Consider the following 18,169-nt stretch of genomic DNA (forward strand, 5'->3'; position numbering starts at 1 on the left):
GTTTATCCCACCATTCCCATTAGATATACAACCGTGAAGATGAATACCCATACAACGTCGATGAAGTGCCAGTAAAGGCTTGCCACATAAAACTTAGGAGCGTTGTAAAGGTTCAATCCACGCTTGGAGTTGCGGACCATCAAAGTAATGATCCAAGCAAGACCGAATGCAACGTGACCACCATGGAAGCCTACAAGCGTGTAGAAGGCAGAACCAAATGCGCTGCTTGTAAACGTATGGTGAAACTCATGTACATAGTGATTGAACTCGTAAATTTCAAGCGCAAGGAAAGCTGCACCAAGTGCTACTGTCAATCCAAGCCAAAGCTGCATCTTCTTGAAGTTGAAATTCTTCATGTGATACATAGCGTATACACTTGTCAAAGAACTTGTTAGAAGAAGCATGGTCGCTGCAAAAGCAAGCGGAATTTCAAAGATATCCTTGGCAAGTGCATGGTCAGCACTAGGAACCTTATCTTTCAATGCGAGATAAGTTGCAAACAAAGTCGCAAACAATACTGTCTCTCCGCCAAGGAAGAACCAGAAGCCCAAAAACTTGTTCTTTGCTTCGAGGGTTGCTTTTTCAGGCTCCGCAGGCCATGTTTCATAAGTGAATTTTTCTTCAGCTTGCATTATGCCTTTGCCCCCTTATCATTATCATCGTCCATTAAGTCTTCTTTATGAATATGGAATCCATGATCATCTTTAATAGAACGTACGAACATCGCTCCTAAAGTTACTGCCATACCGAGGATCAAGACTAGCAGTCCCCAGCTTGTTTCAGCACGGTACATTGCACCGAATGCTGCGATGAAAAGACCAAGTGAGATAACGAAAGGAATGAAAGAGTTATTCGGCATATGGATATCGCCAAGCGGTTCTGCAGGCGTCATTTCATTCTTGCCTTCCATTTTCTCCAGCCAGTAAGCATCAAGTCCACGTACAAGCGGAAGCTGCTTGAAGTTGTAGAATGGCGGCGGAGAAGCAATCGCCCACTCTAGTGTACGGCCGTCGCCCCATGGATCATTTCCAACTTTTTCGTTTTTAACTTGTGTCATGATGACGTTAATTAAAAGTACTACAACTGCTACTGCCATGAAGATGGCACCAACAGAACTGATTAAGTTTCCAGTTTCAAGTCCCTGTCCCGGCAGGAATGTGAAGATACGGCGTGGCATACCCATCAATCCCAGGAAGTGCTGGATGAAGAACGTTAGGTGGAAACCGATCAGGAATAACCAGAAAGTGATTTTACCCAAAGTTTCGTTAAGCATTGTACCAAACATTTTTGGCCAGTACAGGTGTGCACCTGCGAATAGAGCGAATACTACTCCACCAACGATAACGTAGTGGAAGTGAGCGACAACGAAATAACTGTCGTGGTACTGATAGTCAGCTGCAGCAGATGCCAGCATGACACCTGTTACACCACCGGCAACGAATGATGGAATGAAGGCTACTGCCCAAAGCATCGGAGTTGTGAACTTGATGCTTCCTCCCCACATCGTGAACATCCAGTTGAAAATCTTGATACCTGTAGGTACGGCGATTGCCATTGTCGCTACAGCGAAAATCGCGTTTGCGATCGGTCCAAGACCTGTTGTGAACATATGGTGAGCCCATACCATGAATCCTAGGAAACCGATTAATACAGTCGCGAATACCATGGATGAGTAACCGAAAAGACGTTTTCTAGAGAAAATCGCAAAGATTTCTGAGAAAATACCGAATGCCGGTAAGATTAGGATATAAACTTCTGGGTGACCAAAGATCCAGAAAAGGTGTTCCCAGATAATTGTGTTACCGCCGTTTGATACATCAAAGAAATTAGATCCAAACATACGGTCAAAAATCATTAAGAAAAGGCCAACAGTCAGTGGAGGGAACGCAAACAGGATAAGAGCTGATGTTACAAATGTTGCCCAAGTGAACATCGGCATTCTCATATAAGTCATTCCCGGGGCACGCATGTTTATGATCGTTACGAGGAAGTTAATCCCCCCGATTAGTGTACCCGCACCCGAAATCTGCAAACCAAGTGCATAAAAATCGATACCATGTGTTTCAGACGCTATTGCAAGTGATGCGTAAGAAGTCCAACCAGCATCAGGAGCTCCACCCAGGAACCATGAAAGGTTGAGGAATACTCCACCAAAGAAGAATAACCAAAATCCTAATGAGTTCAAGAATGGGAACGCTACGTCACGCGCTCCAATCTGGAGTGGCATAACAGCATTCATGAATGCAAATACAAGCGGCATCGCTGCCAGGAATATCATCGTTGTTCCATGCATCGTCAGGATTTCATTATAGAAACCTGCGCTTACAAAATCATTATTAGGTACAGCTAGCTGAATACGGATGAACAAAGCTTCAAGTCCGCCTAGGATGAAGAAGAATCCGCCAGCAATTAGATAAAGGATTGCGATTTTTTTATGGTCAACCGTTGTCAGGTAATCCCATAACGTTGCGCCGAATCCCTTTTTCTGAGCATAGGTACTCACAGTTTTACCTCCCTTTCAAACAAATCCCCTGTTATTTCTGGACTTTCAAGCCCATCAGATATTCTGTTAATGCATCAAGTTCTTCTGGTTTAAGTTCAGGATACTTGCCAGTCATCTTGTTTGCCGGCTTGTATGCTGCTGGATCTTCCAGCCATTTCTTGATATTTTCTTCTGACATATCCAAGACACCAGCAACGCGTGAACGATCGCCGAAGTTTGACAAGTTAGGACCAACACGAGCTGCTTCTGGAGCCGTGTTTGCCGGAGTTACGGCGTGGCATCCGATACAGCTGTTATTGAAGATTTCCTGCCCTTGCTGAGCAGTTGCTGTTTCTGCCTTAGCAGGTTCTTTAACTCCTTGCATATTTGCTACCCACTGATCGAATTCATCACGTGGCAAAGCTTTTACTTTGAAGTCCATCAATGCGTGTGAAGGTCCGCAAAGCTCAGCACATTTTCCGTAGAAAAGTCCGCCAGCTTCATCGGCTCCTTTACTGTCAAATTCAAGCCAAAATTTGTTGATGTTATCAGTATTTGTATCCATCTTTCCTCCAACAGAAGGAATCCAGAAAGAGTGCTTTACATCTGAAGCCTTAAGGTTAAAGTAAACCTTTTCATCAGTAGGGACTACTAATTCCTGGCTAGTGATGATTTCTTCATTTGGATACTCGAATTCCCACCAGTAAAGATTCGCGCGCACGTTGACTACAAGCGCATCAGTCTTTCCTTCAGCGTTCTTCTTTTCCATTGGGGAAACATCCGCCAACTTAAACGTTGCCGCAACTGTAGGAACAGCAAGAATTAGAAGCAATAAGATCGGAATAACAGTCCAAAGGATCTCAAGCTTGTGGCTTCCCTCGACCTGCTTCGGAATTTCGTTGTCATTCTTCCTGCGGAACTTCATAATGACATAAATAAAAATGATTGTGACGACAGCAATTACTCCCACCATAATCGCCGTGCTCAACAACATAAGTTCATACTGGGATTGAGCAACTTCACCTGCAGGTCTTAATGTAGACAGGTATGGCTCACCACAGCCGGACAAGACTAATGCCATCAATGTGAACAATGACAGCAGACGCCATTTAGCAAGCATCTTCATAGCTTAATTAAACCCCTCTTTCGTAAAAAATCTTATAAATTTGGTTAAAAAAATTTATGGAAAAATCCTCTCTCAACAAAGAGTGAATCTCCTAACGAAGGTTAGATAAGTGTGACAATTACCATAGCGACAAACATGACAGTTAAGTATTGTAAAGAATATACAAACATCAGTTTTGCCCATTTGATATCATCTTTAAGCTTTTCAAGGTAGATTCCCAATACAAGCCACCCAATATTCAGGACCGTTGCAAGAATCATGAATGGAATTCCAAGTTCAGGAAGGAAAAATGGTAACGGCAACAATGCTGTCACCCAAAGGTAAATCGATCTCTTAGTGGCTTTGAAGCCTTTCACAACCGGAAGCATTGGTATACCAGCTGCACGGTATTCCTCTACCCTTCTCATTGCCAGAGCATAGAAGTGTGGTGGCTGCCAAACAAAAACGATGGCAAAAAGCATCCAGGCCATTACGTCTAGGTTAGCGTCTACTGCAGCCCATCCGATTAGCGGTGGAACTGCTCCTGAGATACTGCCGACAATTGTATTGGAGACATATTGTCGTTTTGACCACAATGTATAGAGAACTACATAACTAAAAACGCCAAACAACCCGATTAAAGCAGCTGTTATGGTAGTTGTAAGCAAAAACGCTGTTCCAATCCCAATCAGCAAGAAGCTCATCATGGCTACTTTTCCTGGCTGGACTTTTCCAGTCACAGTCGGCCTGTCTTTTGTTCGCTCCATTAAATGGTCGATATCCCGATCGATGTAGTTGTTAAGGCTGCATGAGCCGGCGACAATCAATGATGAACCTATCAATGTCGCTAGAATCAAATCAATATTATCGAGAAAGCGCACTCCGCTGAAATGAAGTGCTAGCCATAATCCAGTAAAAGTCGTCATAGCATTGGAATTTACAATCCCTACTTTAATTAGGGATAGAAAATCTTTCAACATGGTCTTCTCCACGACTGCAGGCTGTCCGTCCTCTAATACAGCTTCTGATAAAGCTTTTGAATTAGACATCCATATCCTCCTTCATCCCTTTTCCTTCAAAATTCCAGAGACGAAATTTTTACAAAAAAAAGAAGAGTATTTGTACTTTATATTTCGGTTAGTTTTCACTATTCTCAACGTGTAAAGGCTGTTAAATGTTTGTGTAGAAAAATAAAGCCTACGTTGTATATTAAATCACACTTCACAACTTTTTTGTGAATTTTTTTTGAACAAAATTTGACTAATTTGTGTCTTACCGCCATTATCCATAAAGTTTATTTTTATTGCAAGGAATTTTGACTTGATATTAATAGAATGTTTGGATGCCCTCTTTATTACGAATATACATATTCTTGGATAATATTTTCATGTCTGTAACTTTGCTGGTATTTAACATCATCATTTTTCTTGCCTTATCGCTGCCATGAGCATTTTACCTATAAAAGGGATTGTTGTCCAACTATAATAGTAAGTATTGAAATATTAACTATTATTGTGTAGTATCTTAAGTATTGTTTTCTATCCTTTTTCGTCAAAATTCGTTATTATAGGGATAGAATTTTTTCTTTTCTACAAGCTTCTTCCATTATACATGTCAAGTTTATTATTTGACAACTTATCGAACTTTGAATGAGCAGGTGATGATCATGAATCGTTCCCTCAAGTGGCTGGCTGTTTTAACCACGATTGGGATGCTTTTTGTTTTGCTCGGAGGAGCGTTGGTTACAAAAACCGATTCCGGAATGGGCTGCGGCAAGTCCTGGCCCCTTTGTAACGGAGAATTCGTTCCTACGGATATTACTCCCGAATTGGTGATAGAGCTTGCCCACAGGTTAGTATCGGGCAGCGTAGGCATCATGGTACTAATCTTATCGATCTGGACATGGAAGGCAATTGGGCATATACGAGAAACGAAGTTCTTGTCTGTTTTATCTTTTTTCTTCCTTGTTCTACAGGCATTGATCGGAGCTGCCGCTGTTGTTTGGGGACAATCTGATTTTGTCCTGGCACTTCACTTCGGCATTTCTCTCATCTCTTTTGCTGCTGTACTTTTATTGACCATGCTAATTTTTGAAGTGGATAAAAAATTCCAGGCTGAAAAATTAGTGATTGATAAAAGAATGAAGTTCCATATTATCGGGCTTTCCATATACAGCTATATTGTAGTTTACACCGGTGCTCTTGTCCGGCATATGAATGCCAGCCTGGTCTGTAAAGATTGGCCATTATGTACGAGTGGCGGCCCCTTCCTTCCTACCAACATTTACGAGTGGGTACAAATGGGACACAGGGCTGCAGCAGGTTTCATTTTTATCTGGATTGCATATGTCACCTACATCGCCGTCAAACACTACAAGCATGAAAGAGTACTATACTGGGGCTGGATCATTTCAATGGTCCTTGTGTCACTCCAGGTCATTGCCGGCGCATTTGTCATCTTCACAAGATTGAATCTGTACATTGCCCTCGGGCACGCTTTCTTCATTTCCGTTCTGTTTGGCGTATTCAGCTACTTTATCCTTCTGGTTTCCAGAAGCAAAAAGAATGCCGCAAGAGTGCAAAATCCTAAACCCGTTGACCTTTCTCCGGCAACGGTAAAATAAAAAGCTGCAGCAGACGCTGCAGCTTTTTATCATTTCATTGACTACGACCTGAACTTGAACGAATTTTGGTTTACTATAGATTTTGCCGGTTTAGGCTCTGCGGTCTTGTCCTTCTTATACTTCTCTTCATATTTTACAAACATCGAAACATTCACGAGTATCCCTGTCGCCAGCGCGAGCTGCAGCAATGACGAGCCTCCATAACTCACAAAAGGCAAAGGAACCCCTGTCAGAGGAATGACCCCTGAAGCTCCGCCTAGATTGACAAACGACTGAATGCCAATCATACTGGAAATCCCAATTGCAAGCAAACTGCCAAAAGGATCCTTGCACTTCAGCCCGATATGAATTCCTTTTAGGACGATGAACGCCAGACTCAACAACACAAATCCTACACCAAAAATCCCCAATTCTTCGGAGATGACTGCTATGATGAAGTCTGTGTGGGGCTCAGGCAGATATCCGAGCTTCTGGACACTTTCTCCAAGACCCAAACCTTTCAAGCCTCCCGAACCAATTGCATAATAGGAATTAGCTAGATGATAACCTGTATTTTGTTCATCTGTAAAAGGATTGCTGTAAGCAGTAAATCTGCCTATCCTTGTTTCAGAAAAAATTTCATCCTGAAGGAACAGAACGAAAGGAGCGAGGAATCCGAGGCCAAATAATATCAGTTTTGAGATATTCTTCAGGTTCATACCTGAAGAAATGATTATTGTAGAAGCAATAGCAAAAATAATTGCTGCTGTACCGAAGTCAGGTTGAATTGCGACTAGCATACATACTAAAATCAAGTAAACAAGAGGTGGTACAACCCCTTTATTAAACTGGTTTATGTAGGTTTGCTTTTTAGCATACACGGCTGATAGATAGATAATGACACTTAACTTCGCAAACTCTGATGGCTGCAGGCTTCTTGCTCCAACTTCAAACCAGCTCAATGCATTGTTCGTCACTTTACCAAATAAAAATAGCGCAGCAAGCCCACCGAGGATAAAGACTACCATCGGCAATAAAACCTTAGTGCTTTTCATCGCCTTGTATGGGAAGAATGCCGCTACCACAAACAGGAATGTTGCAAGTAATAAGTTGAACTTCTGTTTTTGAAAGAAGAAATCACTAGGATAATCATACCTCTGGATGGCAGTGACCATGCTGGCACTGTAAACCATGACAAGGCCAAACAAGCACAAGAGCGCAACAACAATGATCAATGAATAGTCATAGGATTTCAGTATTTTTTTTAACATCGTCTCTTCCCCATCTTCTAAGTTGTTTAATCTATTCTACTATAAGTTGAAATATCCTGCCTTTGTTTAAGGAAAAGTTATGAAATTCTTAATATATTGTCATAGAAGTGTAATGCAGTGTTTTCATATTTCTACATGTTGCATGGCTATAATTAAGGCCATAGGATAGAGGGTTAAAATAACTAATTAACAATGAACAAAAAAACTCAAACAATCGAATAGGACTGTTTGAGTTTTTAGGATTTATTTTTTTAACGAAGCTTCATGCAATATGGAAAGCTCTTGCTCCAATTGATCGAGAATAACTTTCCCATCTGATTCTTCGATTAAGCCGAGTCTTACTGCAAAATCTATCTCTCTTGATAATCCAAACATTTGCGTATCTAAAACCTCTTCATAAAGAGGGCATTGAGGCATTGTCAGATTATCCATTTGCACTTTGATCAGCTTTAAAATTTTATCAGCGTCAGCCTTTAATAAGGCATGGGCTTTTTCCTGATGGTTGATTATCATATCAGACGCCAACTTGATCCCCCCCGTTTCCGAGCGATTACCCAATCCTATCTTTAAATTTTACCCTTAAGTGGACAAAAAAGCAAGAATATTAAGGAGTTACATATTAATGTTTAGCGTCCTGCAGATGGGTTGAAATGACAACTCACAGAATTATCGCTATACTGAAGAAATAATATGTAAAGATTCAGGAGGGAATTATGGAAACAATCATCCCAATCAAAGGAAAAATCAAATACAAGATCACTTTGGATCCTGGTGTATGGATTTTCGACGATCGCAAAGTAGACTTGAATACATATTTCAACGGAGATCAGGAGCGCAGTGATGCCCTTGAAGAGTATACGAAGTCAGTCTCAAGACATTGGGATCGTGAAATTACGGAGGGTGCAGTCTATCCACCAACCCTCAAAACAGAAGTGAAGTTCGAGAAAGAAAAAGTCCTGACAGGCACTTTCGGGATACCATTCAAGCCATTTCTTGTGAATGCAGAACCAGAGCAGACAGCAAAGACTGTAGTGATTGAATATGGGGAAAATGACCAGGTATCACTTTCACTTGAGAAAGCTTCTGGCCTTATCCTCGGTTTTTCCAAGGACGGCAAACCTTTAAAAGAGGACGGGCCGCTGCATGTATATTACCAGGATGGTTCCAACAAGGAAAATCCAATCAAAAATGTTACCGGTTTTACCGTAGAATAATATGTAAGGTACTGCCAACGGGCATCCCAGAAGGGTGCCCGTTATTTTATTGTCACACTGCCCGTTTTGGCTTTTTTATCTGAAAGATTCCAGTATGTGCAAAAAGTTAATTTAATAGATCGGCTGCTAGCTGGGCAAGAGATGACCTTTCTCCTTTAACAAGCTGGACATGACCCGCAATTTGCTGGTCTTTGAACTTTTCAACCACATAGGTGAGTCCATTATTATAGGCATCCAGGTATGGGTGGTCAATCTGGTCAGGGTCACCCATCAAGACAATTTTACTGCGCTCCCCTACCCTGGTCAGAATTGTTTTAATCTCATGCTTGGTCAGGTTCTGTGCTTCATCAATGATTATGAATTGGTCCGGAATGCTCCTGCCCCTTATATACGTTAATGCTTCTACCTCGATTGAACCCATCCCTGCAAGTATGGCATCAAGTTCGCCCGGTTTTTTCGTATTGAAAAGGAATTCAAGGTTATCATATATTGGCTGCATCCATGGTCTGAGTTTTTCCTGCTTTTCACCAGGCAGAAAGCCCAGGTCCTTACCTACTGGTACAATCGGCCTTGCTACAAGCAGCTTTTTAAAAATCCCCATGTCTTCAGTCTGCAGCAACCCTGATGCCAGAGCGAGCAATGTCTTCCCAGTACCTGCACGCCCTATCAAGGTGATCAAAGGCATGTCTTGTCGTAAAAGCAGCTCCATCGCCATAATCTGCTGAACATTTCTTGGCTTGATCCCCCAAGTGTGCTTACCTTCATGTTCAAAAATAAGCTTTTTCACTTTTTTATTTTTTGTATCAACCATTCCTATTGCGGATGCAGAACTGCCGAGAATGTCCTTCATGATGACGAACTGATTTGGGTAAAAGAAGTTTTGCCCCTTTAATTCAGAGATGTTAAGTTCTCCTCTTTCATAAAAACGATTTAGTTCTTCAATCTGTATATACACTTCTGCATAGCCTGAATACAGATGGTTAATTTCCACTACCCTGTCACTTAAGAAATCTTCAGCGATCAGACCGATTGCATCGGCTTTTACTCGGACAAGCGCGTCCTTGCTGACCAATATTACCGGACGCCCATCTTCCTTCGTTTCTTCTTCAAGGCTCAAGTTTTTAGCTACCGCCAGTATTCGGTTGTCATTAGTTTTTTCAACAAAGATTTCCTGGAGTTGATGGAAGGATCGATGGTTCAGCTCGATCCTGAGCGTCCCTCCACCTTCAAGATTGATTTTCTCATGCAGCTTACCTGTCTCCCTCATTCCGTCTATGAGCCTTGAAACCTGGCGCGCATTGCGCCCGATCTCATCCATATATCTTTTCTTTGAATCCACTTCCTCCAGAACTACAGCAGGTATGACAACTTCATTGTCTTGAAAGGAAAAAATCGCGTGCGGATCCTGTAGTAAGACGTTTGTGTCCAGTACGTATATTTTACTCAAATTGATGCCTCCCGCCTTATTGATCTCGACTTTGGCCAACTTGGCAGCCTTGGCCGGGACTTTGGTAAAATATATGACTTTTTGAATAAAGATAGAAGATATTTTGCACAATAACCTTTGAGCATTTCTTTTTTTATATAACTTTCCTAGTTGTTCAAAGGATTTTTAACGAAAAAATAACCGGAGGGGTTCATTGATGATAAGATTGGTTGCTGCAATTTCGTTTGTGTTTTTATTGACTGCCTGCAATGGAAATAATAACGCAAATAAATCTGACGAAGATCACAAGGTCAAAGTCCAGAATAGTGCGATCAAAGAAGTTGACCGCCAATCTGGCCAGGAGATTTCCCGCCATCTTGTGAATTTGACCACTCACATCCCGAATGTTGATGATGCTGCAGCTGTAGTGGTTGGTCGCTATGCCGTAGTGGGGATCGATGTAAATGACAAAATGGAAAGGTCAGAGGTAGACACTGTTAAATATACGGTTGCGGAAGCCTTAAAAAAAGACCCCCACGGTGCACGTGCAGTAGTGGTTGCCGATCCTGATATAACAGCGAGGTTAAGGGAGATTTCAGAGGATATTAAAAACGGTCAGCCAATCATGGGTATTATGAACGAACTTTCTGATATTACCGGAAGAGTCATGCCGGAGGTTCCCGCAGACATGATTGAACCGCAGACTAAAAGCCCGACTGAAGATCCAAAGAAGAAGCTTAACAAAGAGGAAAAAAAGCAATTAGAGAAGGACCAGGAACAGCAATCTAACTATCATAAATAACAAAGCAAAAAGCTTAGTCAATTGACTAAGCTTTTCTCATTGCATCCATTACCTGCTTATCAAGGCGCGCTGCTGCATCTTTATCGTATGTCTTGTCATATTGAGGTTCAGCGACGATTTTTGATCCATAGAACATAACGTCTCTTACTTCGCTGATATTGATTTCGACTAAGGCCAGCTTCAAAGGTACACCATCAAGTTTTTCTTGCTTGACGCTGGCCGTCCCGCTGATTGAATATGTAGATTCATTTGCGATCAGGTTGATTACTGCTTTGTCATTGCTTTTAATATTCTCGATGATTCTAGAGCGGTTATCCACCGCAAAATAAACGGTCCCCTCATCCTTTGCAAGCACCCAGGAAATTGCGCTGACATTCGGGCCGCCAGTTTCGTGGTCCACTGTTGCCAGGGTAACAAATCGCTCTTTTTGCAATTCATCAACCAATGGTTTGATTAGTTTAGGTTCTACTTGATTTGCCATATTCACCCTCCTTAAACTATCATAATAGTACTACGAACTCTTTAAGCAGGGCAAATCAAATGATTTTCTCTGCTAAGGCTCCAATCAATGATATACTATAATATAATCAAAACTCAATCAGGCTATGTATGATAATTATTTATAAGAGGTGTAAGAATGAGAGTCAAATGTGTACTGTGCGACAAAATCGAGAATATTAACAGCGATACCCTTCAGGCTAAGCGGCTACGAAACCGGCCGATCCATACATATATGTGCGATCCTTGTAATGAACGAATTGCTGATAAGACGAACAACCGTATAGCAACCGGGAATTTCAAGCTGTATCGTTCCCGGGTTAAGAAGGATGATTGGTGATTGTGATTAACCAACTAGGCAGTGTTCGAAACTAACACTTTTACTCGGTTCAGGCTGGCAATATATTGCGAAAATCCACATAAGGGCACCTTTCTTGACTAATCATACCCTTATGCAAGCATTTCCTCCTCTATAAGGGTACCTTTCTTGACTAACGGTACCCTTATGCAAGCATTTCCTCTTCTATAAGGGTACCTTTCTTGACTAATGATACCCTTATGCAAGCATTTCCTCTTCTATAAGGGTACCTTTCTTGACTAATGATACCCTTATGCAAGCATTTCCTCTTCTATAAGGGTACCTTTCTTGTCTAATGATACCCTTATGCAAGCATTTCCTCTTCTATAAGGGTGCCTTTCTTGACTAATGATACCCTTATGCAAGCATTTCCTCTTCTATAAGGGTACCTTTCTTGACTAACGATACCCTTATGCAAGCATTTCCTCTTCTATAAGGGTACCTTTCTTGACTAACGATACCCTTATGCAAGCATTTCCTCTTCTATAAGGGTACCTTTCTTGTCTGCTGATACCCTTATCTAAGCATTGCCTCTTCTATAAAGGTACCTTTCTGGGCGTATGTTACCCTTATGTACGTTTTTCTTAGGGTGCCGCTCTAGACGAAAGATGCCCTTTCTTCCTCCCTCCATTATTCATCGCTCTAACGCAAAAAATCCGCCCATTCCCGGGCGGATTTTTTCAGTCTTCTTCAGGATAGTTAACGTATTTGTCTGGCTCTTGCCTGATTTGGTCAAGCATGACTTCAATCAGGTCGCGTGGGAAGCGGTATTCCTTAGAATTACCTTCCTGCACGACAGTGACATAATACATTAGTGCATCCCGTTTTAATTCTTTTGATTCAACATTATGTTCATCGGCAAGAATTTGATCAAATAACTTTGTAGTTTCTTGAGCTGCTGTATCTTCTGGCCGAGCATCGCTGACGATTTTGATCGTCAGCCAATTATAAATTGCATCCTGGAGTGATTTCATATCGCCAACTCCTACTTGACATTTGCTTCTGCTTTTTTATGCTGTCGCAGCCTGAGCTTGTAAATGATCAGGATGAGTGCAGCGACCACAAGTCCTTCCGTGATGGGAAGGAAAATAGCAAGGAAGGTTAGGACTGTAGAGCCAAGCAATAGAAACGCATAGATGATGATACTTTTCAGCAACGGCAGCTTTTGAGCAAATCCAAGCTTATAAACAAGGATGCCGAGAGCGGCAATCGTCAAGTAAAGCATCCACATGCCTACCGTTGGGTTCTCATCTACCCTGAATAATGCTGCAAAAAATGATAATCTCTGGCTTACATCCATACTTCTTCCCCCTACTTAATTAAGCTTCAGCGAATTTTTTCTTTTTCGCTTGTCTTTCACGCTCATTCTTATCAAGAATCTTTTTGCGGAGTCTGATTGATTCTGGAGTTACTTCACAATACTCGTCATCGTTCAAGTATTCTAATGATTCTTCCAGAGTCATGATTCTTGGCTTCTTGATGACAGATGTCTGGTCCTTATTAGCAGAACGAATATTAGTTGCTGCCTTCACCTTCGTGATATTAACAGTAATGTCATTTTCACGAGTGTGCTCACCAACAATCATGCCCTCATAAATTTCAGTTCCTGGCTCGACGAAAATCGTTCCGCGGTCTTCTACCTGCATGATACCATAAGTAGATGCCTTTCCTGATTCCATTGATACTAGAACACCTTGACGGCGTCCGCCTACCTGGCCTTGAAGCATAGGCTGGTAGCTGTCGAATGTATGGTTAATGATACCATATCCGCGAGTCAATGTTAAAAATTCTGTTGTGTATCCGATCAATCCGCGTGCCGGTACATTGAAAATCAATCGAACCTGTCCGCTTCCGTTGTTGATCATATCTAGCATTTCGCCTTTACGTGCACCGATTGATTCCATGATGGAACCAGTGTGTTCTTCAGGAACATCGATTTGAACGCGCTCTACCGGCTCACTTCTTACCCCATCAATTACCCGTACGATAACTTCTGGCTTTGATACTTGAAGTTCATAACCTTCACGACGCATGTTTTCGATCAAGATAGACAGGTGCAATTCTCCACGGCCTGAAACGATCCATTCATCAGGTGAGTCCGTATTGTCTACTCTAAGACTAACGTCCGTTTGCAGCTGAGCGCGAAGTCTTTCTTCGATTTTCCTTGCAGTCAGGTATTTACCCTCACGGCCTGCGAATGGGCTGTTATTGACTAGGAATGTCATCTGTAGTGTTGGCTCATCAATACGTAAAACTGGTAGTGGATCCTGGTTGTCAAAAGGACAAACTGTTTCACCGACATTGATGTCTTCCATTCCGGATACTGCAATTAGATCACCAGCATTGGCTTCCTGAATTTCCTGGCGCTTAAGACCGAAGAAACCAAAAATCTTTGTTACACGGAATTGTTTTACAGAACCGTCAAGCTTCATAAGTGCTACCTGCTGGCCAACCTTCATTGTACCGCGGAATACACGGCCGATTCCGATTCTGCCCACATAGTCGTTGTAATCAAGAAGGGCAACCTGGAATTGAAGAGGCTCTTCACGGTTATCAACAGGTGCAGGGATGTGGTCAATGATTGACTCGTATAATGACTGCATGTTTTCATCCTGTTTTTCAGGGTCCAAACTTGCTGTTCCGTTGATTGCAGAAGCATAAACAACTGGGAATTCAAGCTGATCCTCATCTGCACCTAGTTCGATGAACAAGTCAATGACTTCATCAACAACCTCAGCAGGACGAGCAAAGTCACGGTCAATCTTATTCACTACTACGATTGGTGTTAAATGCTGTTCAAGAGCTTTCTTTAAAACAAAGCGTGTTTGCGGCATACAGCCTTCATATGCATCGACAACAAGCAATACGCCGTCAACCATTTTCATGATACGCTCAACCTCGCCGCCAAAGTCAGCGTGTCCAGGAGTATCAAGAATGTTAATACGTGTATCTTTATAGGAAATAGCTGTATTTTTCGCGAGGATCGTGATTCCTCGTTCTCTTTCCAAATCGTTTGAATCCATTGCACGCTCTTCCACATGCTCATTTATACGGAATGTGCCTGATTGCTTCAGAAGCTGGTCGACCAGTGTCGTTTTACCGTGGTCAACGTGGGCAATGATCGCTATATTTCTAATATCTTCTCTTAATTTCAAAAAAGTCACCCTGCCTTTAATATCATAATTTATCTATTGGCTTTTTACACAACTTACATATTATAACACAATAAGAGTGGAAACCTATAGGCATTTTAATGTACAATTAAATATATTATTATTTGCACCAAATGTCGAATGGGGGATTCACCTTGAATCAGATAAAATGGCCATTATTATTTTTCGCATTTGCAGCAGCTTCATGCATGATTGGTATTGGAATCGCCATTGGTGAAAGAAGTGTTGCCGGTACCGTAGCATGTATGATCGCATTGGTTTTCGTAATGGGATTTGGTTTTAAAAAGAAAAAGAAGATGAGAGAAGCAGGAGAACTTTAATCAAAAGCACAATTAAATGACAAAACCGGCTGGATTTCCAGCCGGTCATTCCAGGGGGCGGACCATGATCAAATAGGTTTCGCCCTCATTTTCTTCTGTTTTGAATTGTTCAAACCCGCAATCTGCAAGGAAGTTCGACCACTCGTATTCATCGACTGGAACAGCGGCAAATAGTGCCTTGTGCTCATTCAGTTTAAGTTCGCCGGAGAGATGGTTTATAATCGCTGATGCGATTCCTTGACGTCTTTCCTCCGCTTTTACCAATATTGTTCCAAGCCATGGCTTTTGGTTGGAAGGAGCGGATTCCACATGAAAAGAAATTGCCGCAGGTCTTCCTGACGTTTCCCAAACTCTCCATTCTCCAGTCAGGTCATCATATTGCTCAATGTATTCTTTTAAGGACAAACCCTGCAGCTCATTTTTACTCCACTTAGAACTCGTAGAAATAAGATCCTTAAAAAACGGCAGATCTGGGCTTTTAAACTGCCGCCAAGTTAAAATTACCATTTTCCATCCTTAAGATAATTCTTCAGGATATCACCGTGCAGGCCCGGCTTCGAAACAAATAAGGAATTCTGCTTGAGCATATCCAGCTCTTCTCCCCGCAGGTCAGTAGTTACTCCACCAAGTTCCTCTATAATGATGATCCCAGCAGCAATATCCCATGGTGCAAGTCTTGGGGTCAGATAAGCATCGATTCTTCCCGTTGCCACATACACCATTTCCATGGCTGCTGAACCATAAGACCGAGTCCCTCTCACGTCTTTGACAAGGGGTATAAGTAATTCGTGATTTATCCGTTTATTGGGGGCTACCCAAGTTGCATTTAAAGCAATAACTGCTTCACTCACTTTTGCCTCTTTTAGTTTCGGAATAGATTTTTCGTTCAAATAAGCTCCTTGGCCTTTTACACAATGATAGAGTTCATCATGGACGACATCATAGATAAGACCAATTAAACCTTCCCCATCAACATAAATGCCGATTGAAATGGCGAAATTCCGCTGTTGGTGGACAAAGTTCATGGTTCCATCGATTGGATCAATAATCCAAACAACCCCTGTTAGGGACTTCACTTCATCTCCATACCCTTCCTCACCCAAAATTCGATGATCCGGAAAAGTACCTTTGATTTTCTCGATAAAATATTGCTCTGTCTCTTTATCAATATCTGTAACCAGGTCATTAGGATTGGATTTTGAAGTAACATTCAATGTCTTTGGAAAAGAAGCCCTGATATTTTCACCAGCCTCTTTGACCCAGCTTTTTGCGTATGTATAAATTTCGGTTAGATTATATTCCATTCAGCTTTCCCCCGTTTCATATATTTTACGTTCACTCAAGCTTTCGGAATCTATGTTAGCTTAGCGGATTAGCTTCGTTTTTATCAAGTATTAGGATTCCCCTTGTCATCTCCATAAAATGCAAAACTCCTTAAGAAGTTATTGACCATATAGAAGCTTATCATGCCCTTGGTTACGAAAACATAAGAAACGAACTCCATCAATTTTACAGGAGTTCGTCAAGTGTCTCGGTTGCTGCAGTTTTCCATTATTTTCACCATCATATAATACCTTATTCTTTCGTAAAACTTTATAGCAATTATAGAGCTTTTAAACGTAATAACTCTTGTCGAATTCTTTCGAGTTTTTGTTTACATTCTTTCATTTTCGATTTATCCGCATCTGTCATTGCGTCAAAAAGGGTGGCTAATTCATAATCCATCTCCAAACGTAGTACAGCTGTTCTCTGTAGCTCCCCATTTTTCTTCCTTGTTGAATTTATAAGTTGTTTCATTAATTTACACTCCTCTATTAATTTCTATTTTTTATTATTGTATGAATTTCCATTTGGCTGTGGTACAAATTTGTGCGTATACCTAGGACTCAAAAAATGCCTGTCGCTTCTTTTTTCGCAAAGATTTTGCTACAATATTTGACAAAGTACTAGGAGGTTTTTATATTGTCATTTTCAGGATTTGAACAAGCAGATTTCGATGTTTTTAAAATAGACGGTCTCGACGAAAGAATGGATGCCTTGAAATCACAGATCCGCCCTAAGCTGGAAGAACTCGGCCAGCACTTCGCTCCCACGCTTTCAAGCATTGCCGGTGATGAGATGCATTACCATGTTGCAAAACATGCCCGGAGAACGAAGAATCCTCCTAAAGACACGTGGGTAGCTTTCGCCGGCAATCCAAGAGGCTATAAGATGCTGCCTCATTTCCAGATTGGTTTATGGGAGACCCATGTCTTCATCTGGTTTGCTGTTATTTACGAAGCACCCGAGAAGGAAGCAATCGGTAAAAAACTTGAAGAAAACATTGATTCCATCTACACTCGCACTCCTAAGGACTTCTTTTGGTCAATCGACCATATGAAGCCTGAAGCCATGATTCACAGTGAGCTTTCCAAGGATGATCTTCTCTCCATGTTCAAGCGCCTTCAAACCGTTAAAAAAGCTGAAATCCTATGGGGTCTTAACATTCCTCGTGAGGAAGCCGTCAAACTAAGCGGTGAAGAAATGCTTTCTAAAATTGAGTTTGTATTTAAAGAAATATTACCCCTATATAAATTGGCATAAACCATCAAATGCGCAGGCGATCGCCCATTTTCGACAATCGCTGAGCAACCTGACAGCGTACTCGCTGGATGAACTCACTGACTGGGTCAGAACCTTAAACGTTCCAAAGAAATTCACGAACAAAAAGCGCAAGCGCCTCGTTCAGCCCCGACAAGCGCTGGAGGGCCGCCCAATGGAGTCGTTCTTTGACTTCAATGGGCGGCTCGAAGCGACTCGAGGGGCTAGGCGCTGGAGCTGGATTAGGAAAAACACAGGCAGTTATCCTCACCTGAATAATTCTATAATTTCCTTAACAAAAAAAAAGAGCCCTTTTTTATGAACTGTGCCCCCGTTTA

At 41.7% G+C, this 18,169-nt stretch carries 21 protein-coding genes; 7 read left to right on the plus strand and 14 right to left on the minus strand.

Features of this window, described 5'->3' with window-relative positions; genetic code table 11:
- Positions 1–2 precede the first annotated feature (2 nt).
- The 4 genes from J7E32_RS17105 to cyoE all read right to left on the minus strand — a co-directional run bounded on the left by J7E32_RS17105 (position 3) and on the right by cyoE (position 4,636).
- Positions 3–632 carry a cytochrome (ubi)quinol oxidase subunit III gene (locus J7E32_RS17105; RefSeq protein ID WP_214909753.1) on the minus strand — a complete coding sequence of 210 codons (630 nt, stop codon included), beginning with the start codon at positions 630–632 and terminating at the stop codon, positions 3–5.
- Positions 632–2,503, minus strand: coding sequence for a cytochrome c oxidase subunit I (gene ctaD / locus J7E32_RS17110; protein ID WP_214909755.1), 1,872 nt, complete (start codon positions 2,501–2,503; stop codon positions 632–634). The genes J7E32_RS17105 and ctaD overlap by 1 nt, the downstream gene beginning before the upstream one ends.
- Positions 2,504–2,534: 31 nt before the next feature.
- Positions 2,535–3,608 carry a cytochrome c oxidase subunit II gene (coxB, locus tag J7E32_RS17115; protein WP_214909763.1) on the minus strand — a complete coding sequence of 358 codons (1,074 nt, stop codon included), beginning with the start codon at positions 3,606–3,608 and terminating at the stop codon, positions 2,535–2,537.
- A 101-nt stretch (positions 3,609–3,709) separates the two neighbouring features.
- A complete protein-coding gene (cyoE, locus tag J7E32_RS17120; protein WP_214909765.1) occupies positions 3,710–4,636 on the minus strand; it encodes a heme o synthase in 927 nt (308 codons plus the stop codon).
- 617 nt (positions 4,637–5,253) lie between these two features.
- On the opposite strand from cyoE, the gene J7E32_RS17125 reads away from it, so the two are divergent.
- Positions 5,254–6,210 carry a COX15/CtaA family protein gene (locus tag J7E32_RS17125; protein WP_214909766.1) on the plus strand — a complete coding sequence of 319 codons (957 nt, stop codon included), beginning with the start codon at positions 5,254–5,256 and terminating at the stop codon, positions 6,208–6,210.
- A 41-nt stretch (positions 6,211–6,251) separates the two neighbouring features.
- Here J7E32_RS17125 and J7E32_RS17130 read toward each other — a convergent pair whose 3' ends face one another.
- Positions 6,252–7,460 (minus strand): FtsW/RodA/SpoVE family cell cycle protein, encoded by a 1,209-nt coding sequence (locus tag J7E32_RS17130; protein ID WP_214909768.1) that lies wholly within the window; start codon positions 7,458–7,460, stop codon positions 6,252–6,254.
- A gap of 243 nt (positions 7,461–7,703) precedes the next feature.
- On the minus strand, positions 7,704–7,985 hold the full coding sequence (locus J7E32_RS17135) for an Fpa/YlaN family protein (protein ID WP_041965554.1): 282 nt from the start codon (positions 7,983–7,985) through the stop codon (positions 7,704–7,706).
- A 188-nt stretch (positions 7,986–8,173) separates the two neighbouring features.
- On the opposite strand from J7E32_RS17135, the gene J7E32_RS17140 reads away from it, so the two are divergent.
- The gene (locus J7E32_RS17140) at positions 8,174–8,674 is read left to right on the plus strand and encodes a peptidyl-prolyl cis-trans isomerase (RefSeq protein WP_214909770.1); all 501 of its coding nucleotides are present in this window, start codon (positions 8,174–8,176) and stop codon (positions 8,672–8,674) included.
- A 106-nt stretch (positions 8,675–8,780) separates the two neighbouring features.
- On the opposite strand, the gene J7E32_RS17145 is transcribed toward J7E32_RS17140, so the two are convergent.
- Positions 8,781–10,121, minus strand: a complete 1,341-nt coding sequence (locus J7E32_RS17145) for a PhoH family protein (RefSeq protein WP_214909773.1) — start codon at positions 10,119–10,121, stop codon at positions 8,781–8,783.
- Between the two features lie 196 nt (positions 10,122–10,317).
- On the opposite strand from J7E32_RS17145, the gene J7E32_RS17150 reads away from it, so the two are divergent.
- Entirely contained in the window at positions 10,318–10,902 is a 585-nt protein-coding gene (locus J7E32_RS17150; protein ID WP_214909819.1) for a YhcN/YlaJ family sporulation lipoprotein, read from the plus strand.
- A gap of 25 nt (positions 10,903–10,927) precedes the next feature.
- On the opposite strand, the gene J7E32_RS17155 is transcribed toward J7E32_RS17150, so the two are convergent.
- Positions 10,928–11,383, minus strand: a complete 456-nt coding sequence (locus tag J7E32_RS17155; protein WP_214909781.1) for a pyridoxamine 5'-phosphate oxidase family protein — start codon at positions 11,381–11,383, stop codon at positions 10,928–10,930.
- Positions 11,384–11,539: 156 nt separating this feature from the next.
- On the opposite strand from J7E32_RS17155, the gene J7E32_RS17160 reads away from it, so the two are divergent.
- On the plus strand, positions 11,540–11,740 hold the full coding sequence (locus J7E32_RS17160) for a YlaI family protein (RefSeq protein ID WP_102262061.1): 201 nt from the start codon (positions 11,540–11,542) through the stop codon (positions 11,738–11,740).
- A gap of 698 nt (positions 11,741–12,438) precedes the next feature.
- Here J7E32_RS17160 and J7E32_RS17165 read toward each other — a convergent pair.
- Genes J7E32_RS17165 through typA form a run of 3 tightly spaced genes read right to left on the minus strand, consistent with a single transcriptional unit; the run spans position 12,439 to position 14,913 of the window.
- Complete coding sequence (locus J7E32_RS17165) at positions 12,439–12,732, minus strand: hypothetical protein (RefSeq protein ID WP_214909783.1); 294 nt, start codon at positions 12,730–12,732, stop codon at positions 12,439–12,441.
- Positions 12,733–12,743: 11 nt separating this feature from the next.
- Complete coding sequence (locus tag J7E32_RS17170; RefSeq protein WP_214909785.1) at positions 12,744–13,058, minus strand: YlaH-like family protein; 315 nt, start codon at positions 13,056–13,058, stop codon at positions 12,744–12,746.
- A 19-nt stretch (positions 13,059–13,077) separates the two neighbouring features.
- Positions 13,078–14,913: a translational GTPase TypA gene (gene typA / locus J7E32_RS17175; protein ID WP_214909792.1), complete on the minus strand. Its 1,836-nt coding sequence runs from the start codon at positions 14,911–14,913 to the stop codon at positions 13,078–13,080.
- 152 nt (positions 14,914–15,065) lie between these two features.
- Here typA and J7E32_RS17180 point away from each other — a divergent pair, with 152 nt between their 5' ends.
- Positions 15,066–15,251, plus strand: coding sequence for a YlaF family protein (locus J7E32_RS17180; protein ID WP_214909794.1), 186 nt, complete (start codon positions 15,066–15,068; stop codon positions 15,249–15,251).
- Positions 15,252–15,296: 45 nt separating this feature from the next.
- Here J7E32_RS17180 and J7E32_RS17185 read toward each other — a convergent pair whose 3' ends face one another.
- From J7E32_RS17185 to J7E32_RS17195, 3 genes are all read right to left on the minus strand, one after another.
- Positions 15,297–15,758: an N-acetyltransferase gene (locus tag J7E32_RS17185; protein ID WP_214909796.1), complete on the minus strand. Its 462-nt coding sequence runs from the start codon at positions 15,756–15,758 to the stop codon at positions 15,297–15,299.
- Positions 15,752–16,555, minus strand: coding sequence for an inositol monophosphatase family protein (locus tag J7E32_RS17190; RefSeq protein ID WP_214909798.1), 804 nt, complete (start codon positions 16,553–16,555; stop codon positions 15,752–15,754). Before J7E32_RS17190 ends, J7E32_RS17185 begins: the two co-directional genes overlap by 7 nt.
- A 298-nt stretch (positions 16,556–16,853) precedes the next feature.
- Complete coding sequence (locus tag J7E32_RS17195) at positions 16,854–17,048, minus strand: hypothetical protein (protein WP_041966356.1); 195 nt, start codon at positions 17,046–17,048, stop codon at positions 16,854–16,856.
- Positions 17,049–17,213: 165 nt separating this feature from the next.
- Here J7E32_RS17195 and J7E32_RS17200 point away from each other — a divergent pair, with 165 nt between their 5' ends.
- Positions 17,214–17,834 carry a YktB family protein gene (locus J7E32_RS17200; RefSeq protein WP_214909800.1) on the plus strand — a complete coding sequence of 207 codons (621 nt, stop codon included), beginning with the start codon at positions 17,214–17,216 and terminating at the stop codon, positions 17,832–17,834.
- A 172-nt stretch (positions 17,835–18,006) separates the two neighbouring features.
- On the plus strand, positions 18,007–18,153 hold the full coding sequence (locus tag J7E32_RS17205) for a hypothetical protein (RefSeq protein ID WP_214909802.1): 147 nt from the start codon (positions 18,007–18,009) through the stop codon (positions 18,151–18,153).
- Positions 18,154–18,169: the final 16 nt, after the last annotated feature.

The sequence above is a fragment of the Bacillus sp. ISL-55 genome, assembly GCF_018613155.1.
GTDB lineage: Bacteria > Bacillota > Bacilli > Bacillales > Cytobacillaceae > Mesobacillus.